Source organism: Photorhabdus aegyptia (genome assembly GCF_000612035.1).
GTDB classification, from domain to species: Bacteria; Pseudomonadota; Gammaproteobacteria; order Enterobacterales; family Enterobacteriaceae; genus Photorhabdus; species Photorhabdus akhurstii.
Map to the genome: position 1 here is coordinate 58,304 of NZ_JFGV01000024.1, position 7,804 is coordinate 66,107.

Here is a 7,804-nt window from a genome sequence, read left to right on the forward strand (position 1 = left end):
AACGACTCAGTTATAATAATTCTTGCAGATACGTTCTTAATCCATTATTTCTATAATGGTGGCGATACCTTGGCCTAAACCGATACACATGGTTGCCAGCCCAAATTGAACATCGCGGCGTTCCATTAAGTTCAGCAACGTTGTTGTGATGCGAGCGCCTGAGCAGCCTAGAGGATGACCGAGAGCAATTGCGCCACCATTTAGGTTAACTTTGTCATCCATACTATCTAGCAAATTCAGACCTTTCAGGCAGGCAAGTGACTGAGCAGCAAATGCTTCGTTTAATTCCATCACACCAATATCACCCAGTTCTAAACCTGCTTTCTTGAGCGCCATTTGTGTAGCAGGGACCGGGCCATATCCCATAATGGAAGGATCACAACCAACAGCTGCCATAGAACGGATGCGAGCACGAGGTTTCAGCCCCAGATTCTTGGCATAACTTTCACTGGTTATCAACATTGCAGACGCACCATCGGATAAAGCAGAAGAGCTGCCTGCTGTGACTGAGCCTGTTACTGGATCGAATACAGGACGCAGTGCGGCTAGATCTTTCAGATTAGCATCTGGGCGGATCACCTCATCGTAATCAAACAGCCTCAATATGCCATCGGCATCGTGACCATAAATTGCTGATATCTCATTGGAGAATGCGCCTGATTGCGTTGCCTGTGTTGCACGTTGGTGCGAACGAAGCGCAAATTCATCTTGCATTTCACGGCTGATATGGTGAATCTTTGCCAACATTTCAGCGGTTAAACCCATGACTCCTGCGGCTTTGGCAACGCTCAGACTCATTTTAGGGTGGAAATCCACGCCATGAGTCATTGGAACGTGGCCCATGTGCTCTACACCACCGATCAGTGTGACATTAGCTTCTCCGGTCATGATCATACGAGCGCCATCATGCAGCGCTTGCATTGATGAACCGCATAGCCGGTTAACAGTCACGGCTGGTACAGAGTGAGGGATATCAGCCAGTAAAGCTGCATTACGGGCAATGTTGAAACCTTGCTCTAGAGTTTGCTGTACACAGCCCCAGTAGATGTCATCAATTTCATGTTGCTGTATTGCCGGATTACGTTTAAATAGCTCTTTCATCAGGTGAGCGGAGAGATCTTCAGCCCGGACCTGACGGAATGCACCACCTTTTGAGCGCCCCATTGGGGTGCGGATGCCATCAATAATGACTACATTTTCCATGTTTCCAGACCTCACGCTGTTTTTCCGGTGCTGACAGCAATCGTTGCTGCTGTAGGGTAGTAACTTTCATTACGTTCAGCTTTGGCTTTCAGACCAGGTGGTACCTGATAAAGAGCACCAAGGTGAGCATAATTTTCAGCCATTTTTACGTAAGCTGCTGTTCCTATTGTTTCCAGATAACGGAAAACACCACCGTGGAATGGAGGGAAACCAAGGCCATAAACCAGAGCCATGTCTGCTTCTGCTGGGCTGGCGATGACACCTTCTTCCAGACAACGGACAACTTCATTGATCATCGGGATCATAGTACGAGCGATGATCTCTTCACTGGAGAAATTACTCTTCTGTTGGCAGATAGTTGCCAGCAGTTGGTCTGTTTGCTCGTCCTGCTCTTTTTTAGGCTTACCTTTCTTATCTTGAGTGTACTTGTAGAAACCAAGACCGTTTTTCTGCCCGTAACGTTGATTGTCATATAGAACATCAATGGCATCTTTATAATCACGCTTCATACGATCTGGGAACCCTTGGTCCATGACTGATTGAGCATGATGTGCAGTATCAAGACCAATAACATCAACAAGGTAAGCAGGACCCATTGGCCAACCAAATTCTTTCTCCATGATTTTGTCTATCTGGCGGAAATCACCACCATCACGCAATAGCAGACCAAAGCCAAGGAGATAAGGAAGCAGTACCCGGTTTACAAAGAACCCTGGACAGTCGTTAACGACGATCGGAGTTTTACCCATTTTGCTGGCATAGGCGACTACGGTTGAAATTGTCTTTTCAGACGTTTTTTCACCGCGAATGACTTCAACTAACGGCATGCGGTGTACCGGGTTGAAGAAATGCATACCACAGAAGTTTTCCGGGCGTTTTAGGGATTTAGCCAATTCTGAAATCGGAATTGTTGATGTATTGGAAGCTAGGACACAATCTTCATTAACCAGAGTTTCAGTTTCTGATAGTACAGCCGCTTTGATTTTAGGATTCTCTACTACAGCTTCAACCACGATTTGAGCCTGTTCGATACCGGCATAATTTAAGGTAGGTTGAATAGAAGAGAGGGTTTTCGCCATTTTTATGGCATCTAGACGGCCACGTTCAAACTGCTTGTTTAGAAGCTTCGCGGCTTCATTCATACCTAATTCAAGGGCTTGCTGGCTGATGTCTTTCATCATGACAGGCATCCCTTTGCGGGCAGATTGATAGGCTATACCACCACCCATAATTCCTGCACCTAGAACTGCGGCATACTCAGGTGTTGTGACTTCTTTCAGATGTTTTTTTGCCAGCCCTTTTACATACTGGTCATTAAGAAAAATACCCACTAAGGCACGGGCAACATTTGTCTGTGCTAGAGGAATGAAGCTGGCGGTTTCCTGTTTCAATGCTTCATCGCGACCAAGTGTAGCGGCTTTTTCTATGGATTTAACTGCGGCGATGGGAGCTGGATAATGAGGACCGGCGACTTTCATCACCATACCTTTTGCCACACTAAAACTCATGCTTCGTTCAATTTCATTGAGTTTCAAAGGCTCTAATTTCGGCTGGCGTGCGGCTTTCCAGTCAAGGTTCCCTGCAATTGCTTGTTCCAGCATTGATACTGCGGAGTCAACCAATTTTTCTTTGGGAACAACAGCATCAATCAAACCGTTTTTCAATGCATCTTCTGCGCCAATGTCTTTACCTGCTGCAATGATATCTAGGGCATTATCAGTCCCGATCAAGCGAGGAAGGCGAACAGAGCCACCAAAACCAGGCATAATACCAAGTTTGGTTTCTGGCAGCCCAATGCGTACATCCGGGGAGGCCACACGGAAATCTGTAGATAGAACACATTCACAACCACCACCAAGAGCATAACCGTTTATTGCCGAAATGGTTGGTACAGGTAAATCTTCTATCCGGTTTAAAATGCTATTTGAAAAGTTAAGCCATTCTTGCAGTTTTTCTACAGGTGAATCGAATAAAGAGAGGAATTCAGTAATATCTGCACCAACAATAAATGCAGCTTTTTCAGAACGTAATAAAACGCCTTTCAGTCCAGTTTGTTGCTCCAGGCTAGCAACAGCCTTATCGAGAGATGCAACGGTTTTGGTATCTAGTTTATTAATTGCGGCTGGGGCATTGAAAACCAGTTCAGCAATGCCATCTTTCAGCCAGCTTACTTGAATTGTTTCACTTTGATAGAGCATGTCGTTCTCCTAAATGAGCGCATACCATCTGGTATGACCAGATGGGTTTGATTGTGGTTATTATGTTAAGTAAATGCAAATGAGTGATTAGTTTTTTGCAAGGGTGATCACAAGTGAGATTTGTATCTCATTGACAATAATTGTTTTTATATTTTGGTAAATAAGGTGTTAGCGGGAGCCGATAAATTGAGAGGGTTTTGCGTGATACCTGCAAATATCAATGGCTGTGATAAGCTAATGGTCTAGCCATAAAATAAAAAAGGTCAATTGAAATGGAAAAGTTGGCATCTCTGTACCACGAACATATCTCTACATTGCAGCAACGTACCTGTGAAGTATTGGCCCGTAATCAATTCGATGCTTTGCTGATTCACTCTGGTGAGTTACAGCGTATTTTTCTTGATGATAGAGACTACCCTTTCAAAGTTAACGCTCACTTCAAAGCTTGGGTGCCAGTAACCAAAGTGCCTAATTGCTGGTTGTGGGTAGATGGTATTAATAAGCCTAAATTATGGTTTTACTCACCGGTAGATTATTGGCACAGCGTAGAACCGCTACCGACTAGCTACTGGACTAAAGAAGTTGAAATGATCCATCTGGCAAATGCTGGAGATATCAATGCAGAGTTAAGCACTTATGTGAAACAGAATGTTGCTTACATTGGTTGTTCACCACAAAGAGCAAAAGAGATTGGTTTCTCTGAACACAATATTAATCCAAAGCCTGTCCTTGATTATTTGCATTTCTATCGTTCATACAAAACAGATTATGAATTAGCTTGTATGCGTGAAGCACAAAAAACGGCTATTGTCGGGCATTTGGCCGCTTATGAAGCATTTCAGGCTGGGATGAGTGAATTTGATATTAATATCTCTTATCTTACTGCAACAGGTCATCGTGATACAGATGTACCTTATGACAATATTATTGCTATGAATGAGAATGCGGCTGTTTTGCATTACACTGTATTGCAGCACAATGTACCTTCAGAGATACGTAGTTTCCTGATTGATGCCGGTGCTGAATATAATGGTTATGCAGCAGATATAACCCGTACTTATTCAGCAAAAAGCAATAACGAATTTTCCTCTTTAATTAAAGATATGAATGCTGAACAAAAAGCACTAATCAGTACAATTAAAGCAGGAGTTCGCTATACCGAATATCATGTTCAGATGCATCATCGTATTGCTAAGTTATTGAAAAAATATGGTATTGTGAAAGATATTAGTGAAGAGGTTATGGTTGAGAAAGGGCTGACAACGCCATTCTTTCCACATGGTATTGGTCATCCTCTTGGATTACAAGTCCATGATGCGGCAGGGTTTATGCAGGATGATACAGGTGCACATTTAGCAGCTCCGGATATGTATCATTATCTGCGTTGTACCCGTATTCTGGAACCCCGAATGGTGCTGACTATCGAGCCTGGCCTTTATTTCATCGAATCGCTGCTTGCACCTTGGCGTGAAAGTGAATTCAACAAACATTTTGACTGGAATAAAATTGGGATGCTTAAACCTTTCGGTGGTATTCGTATCGAGGACAATATTGTGATCCATGCAAATAAAGTGGAAAACATGACTAGGGATCTTCAATTGCCATAATGAAGCCTTATTTGATACCCGCGGCTTCAGTGAGTTTTACTGAAGAGATTAAAAAAAGTCGCTTTATTACCTTGCTGAAGCATACTTGTGGGGTGGATGAGGCCAAGGAGTTTATCCAGCAAATCAAAGCTCAGTACCCTGATGCCCGCCATCACTGCTGGGCGTTTGTTGCTGGTGCGCCGGATGATTCACAACAGTTGGGTTTTTCAGATGATGGCGAGCCTTCAGGGACCGCAGGTAAGCCGATGCTATCCCAGCTTATGGGAAATAATATTGGTGAAATAACCGCGGTTGTTGTCCGTTATTTTGGTGGAATAAAATTAGGTACTGGTGGGTTAGTAAGGGCATATGGAAGTGGTGTCCAACAGGCGCTGAAATTGCTGGAAACAAAATATAAGGTTCCACAGAAACTCTGTTCCTTGCAGTGTGAATATGCCCATATCTCTATGATTGAACAGTTATTACAGAAATCATCCGGGCAAATTATTTCCAGTGAGTATGCAGAGAATGTTACTTTACGAATTTCACTTCCAACTACCTTAGTGGGGGAAGTCGGTGATAAATTACGTGATCTAAGTCGTGGTGTACTGCATTTAACACCTGATCTGTAAATATTCTCTGTAACTGGATTTCTAAGGAACCAGCTAAATGCATTTTCGTGCCATAACCCGTATTGTTGGGCTACTTGTCATTCTTTTCTCTGTCACCATGATAATTCCAGGATTGGTAGCACTTATCTATCGTGATGGCGCTGGGCGTGCATTTAGTCAGACATTTATTTTTGCCTTAATTATTGGTTTGATGCTTTGGATACCAAATCGGGAGCAAAAACATGAATTGAAGCCCCGAGAAGGGTTTCTTATCGTTGCTTTATTTTGGATAGTACTTGGTAGTGTTGGGGCTTTACCTTTCATCTTTTCTGAACAGCCAAATCTTTCTATTACAGATGCATTTTTTGAGTCTTTCTCCGGTTTAACAACAACGGGTGCTACGACCCTGATTGGGCTTGATTCCTTGCCTAAAGCGATTCTTTTCTACCGGCAGATGCTGCAATGGTTAGGTGGTATGGGGATTATTGTGCTGGCTGTTGCAATATTGCCTCTACTCGGGGTTGGGGGAATGCAACTCTATCGGGCTGAAATGCCTGGCCCTTTGAAAGATAATAAAATGCGCCCACGAATTGCTGAAACGGCAAAAACCTTATGGTTGATTTATGTATTACTGACAATTGCTTGCACTTTGGCATTATGGGCTGCGGGGATGTCAGTTTTTGATGCCATTTCTCATAGTTTTTCAACTATCGCAATTGGTGGATTTTCTACACATGACGCGAGTATTGGTTATTTCAATAGCCCCGCGATAAATACCATTATTGCGATTTTTCTGCTGATTTCTGGTTGTAACTTTGGTTTGCACTTCGCGGTATTAACGGGACGTAGCCTGACAGTATATTGGCGGGACCCTGAATTCCGCATGTTTATCTCCATTCAATTAGTGCTTGTTATTATTTGCACTCTGATCTTATGGCATCACGCTGTTTATAAGTCGGGGATGGAGACACTAAACCAAGCTTTTTTCCAGGTTGTTTCAATGGCGACAACGGCAGGGTTCAGCACAGATAGCTTTGCACGTTGGCCATCATTTTTGCCAATATTACTGTTGTGTTCCGCGTTTATTGGTGGTTGTGCGGGTTCAACGGGAGGAGGACTGAAAGTCATTCGTATCTTATTACTATTCCTGCAAGGTTCCCGTGAATTGAAGAGATTGGTTCATCCAAATGCGGTTTATACCCTCAAGCTAGGGCGAAGAGCATTACCTGAACGGATTATTGAAGCTGTTTGGGGATTCTTCTCTGCTTATGCTTTGGTATTTATCATTAGCTTGTTATTACTTATTGCAACTGGTGTAGATGAACTTTCTGCGTTTTCTGCAATAGCCGCTACACTAAATAATCTAGGGCCTGGGTTGGGTGTTGTTGCGGATAACTTCACTGCAATGAATCCGGCAGCCAAATGGATATTAGTTATAACGATGTTGTTTGGTCGCTTGGAAGTATTCACTTTATTAGTTTTATTTACACCAACCTTCTGGCGTGAATAGTCTATTAGGAGAGGGGTATGGCTATGAATTGTTTGTTACTTTATTCCAGTCGGGATGGGCAGACTAAGAAAATCATTACCCGCATTGCTGAAAATCTACGCAAATCAGGGGAGGTATGCGAGCTCATAGATTTAGCAACAGTAAAAACGATTAATTTGGAAGATTATGACAAAGTTATGATTGGGGCTTCGATCAGATATGGTCATTTTAATTCGGTACTGAAAAAGTTTGCGATTTGTCATCAACAACAACTTAATAAGATGCCAACTGCGTTTTTTTGTGTGAATTTGACAGCCAGGAAGCCAGAGAAACGTACACCAGAAACGAATGTGTATGTTCGTAAATTTTTGCTTAATACTCCCTGGAAGCCAGATTTATGTGGTGTTTTTGCTGGTGCATTACTTTATCCCCGTTATCATTGGTTGGATCGGATAATGGTGAAGATGATTATGAAGATGACCGGTGGGGAAACTGATACAACCAAAGAAATTGAATATACCGACTGGCAGCAAGTCGATCATTTTGCTAATGATTTCCTTGAAATAGTGAGTGAAAAATAACTGATTTGTTCTTTTTGTCAGTGTTTTGTTGAAAAAATCCGCGAATGGCAATTTTCTTTCAATAAATACTTGCCAGCGTCAAAGAACTCCCTATAATGCGCCACCACTGACCGACACAACGCTGATAAACATTGTG

General features: G+C 42.8%; 6 protein-coding genes. 4 read left to right on the forward strand and 2 right to left on the reverse strand.

The genetic code is table 11. The features are described from left to right. Positions 1-36: 36 nt before the first annotated feature. Both fadA and fadB read right to left on the reverse strand, forming a co-directional pair. Positions 37-1,203: an acetyl-CoA C-acyltransferase FadA gene (gene fadA, locus BA1DRAFT_RS09530; RefSeq protein WP_036778282.1), complete on the reverse strand. Its 1,167-nt coding sequence runs from the start codon at positions 1,201-1,203 to the stop codon at positions 37-39. Between the two features lie 11 nt (positions 1,204-1,214). Then, positions 1,215-3,401, reverse strand: a complete 2,187-nt coding sequence (gene fadB / locus BA1DRAFT_RS09535; RefSeq protein ID WP_036778283.1) for a fatty acid oxidation complex subunit alpha FadB — start codon at positions 3,399-3,401, stop codon at positions 1,215-1,217. Positions 3,402-3,673: 272 nt separating this feature from the next. Here fadB and pepQ point away from each other — a divergent pair, with 272 nt between their 5' ends. From pepQ to hemG, 4 genes are read left to right on the forward strand one after another with little or no spacing between them, the layout of a single operon-like run. Then, positions 3,674-5,008, forward strand: a complete 1,335-nt coding sequence (gene pepQ, locus BA1DRAFT_RS09540; protein ID WP_036778284.1) for a Xaa-Pro dipeptidase — start codon at positions 3,674-3,676, stop codon at positions 5,006-5,008. Continuing rightward, the gene (locus tag BA1DRAFT_RS09545) at positions 5,008-5,619 is read left to right on the forward strand and encodes an IMPACT family protein (RefSeq protein WP_036778285.1); all 612 of its coding nucleotides are present in this window, start codon (positions 5,008-5,010) and stop codon (positions 5,617-5,619) included. Before pepQ ends, BA1DRAFT_RS09545 begins: the two co-directional genes overlap by 1 nt. A gap of 37 nt (positions 5,620-5,656) precedes the next feature. After that, positions 5,657-7,108, forward strand: coding sequence for a Trk system potassium transporter TrkH (gene trkH, locus BA1DRAFT_RS09550; protein WP_036778286.1), 1,452 nt, complete (start codon positions 5,657-5,659; stop codon positions 7,106-7,108). 23 nt (positions 7,109-7,131) lie between these two features. Beyond that, positions 7,132-7,668 carry a menaquinone-dependent protoporphyrinogen IX dehydrogenase gene (gene hemG, locus BA1DRAFT_RS09555; protein WP_036778296.1) on the forward strand — a complete coding sequence of 179 codons (537 nt, stop codon included), beginning with the start codon at positions 7,132-7,134 and terminating at the stop codon, positions 7,666-7,668. The last annotated feature ends 136 nt before the right edge of the window (positions 7,669-7,804 follow it).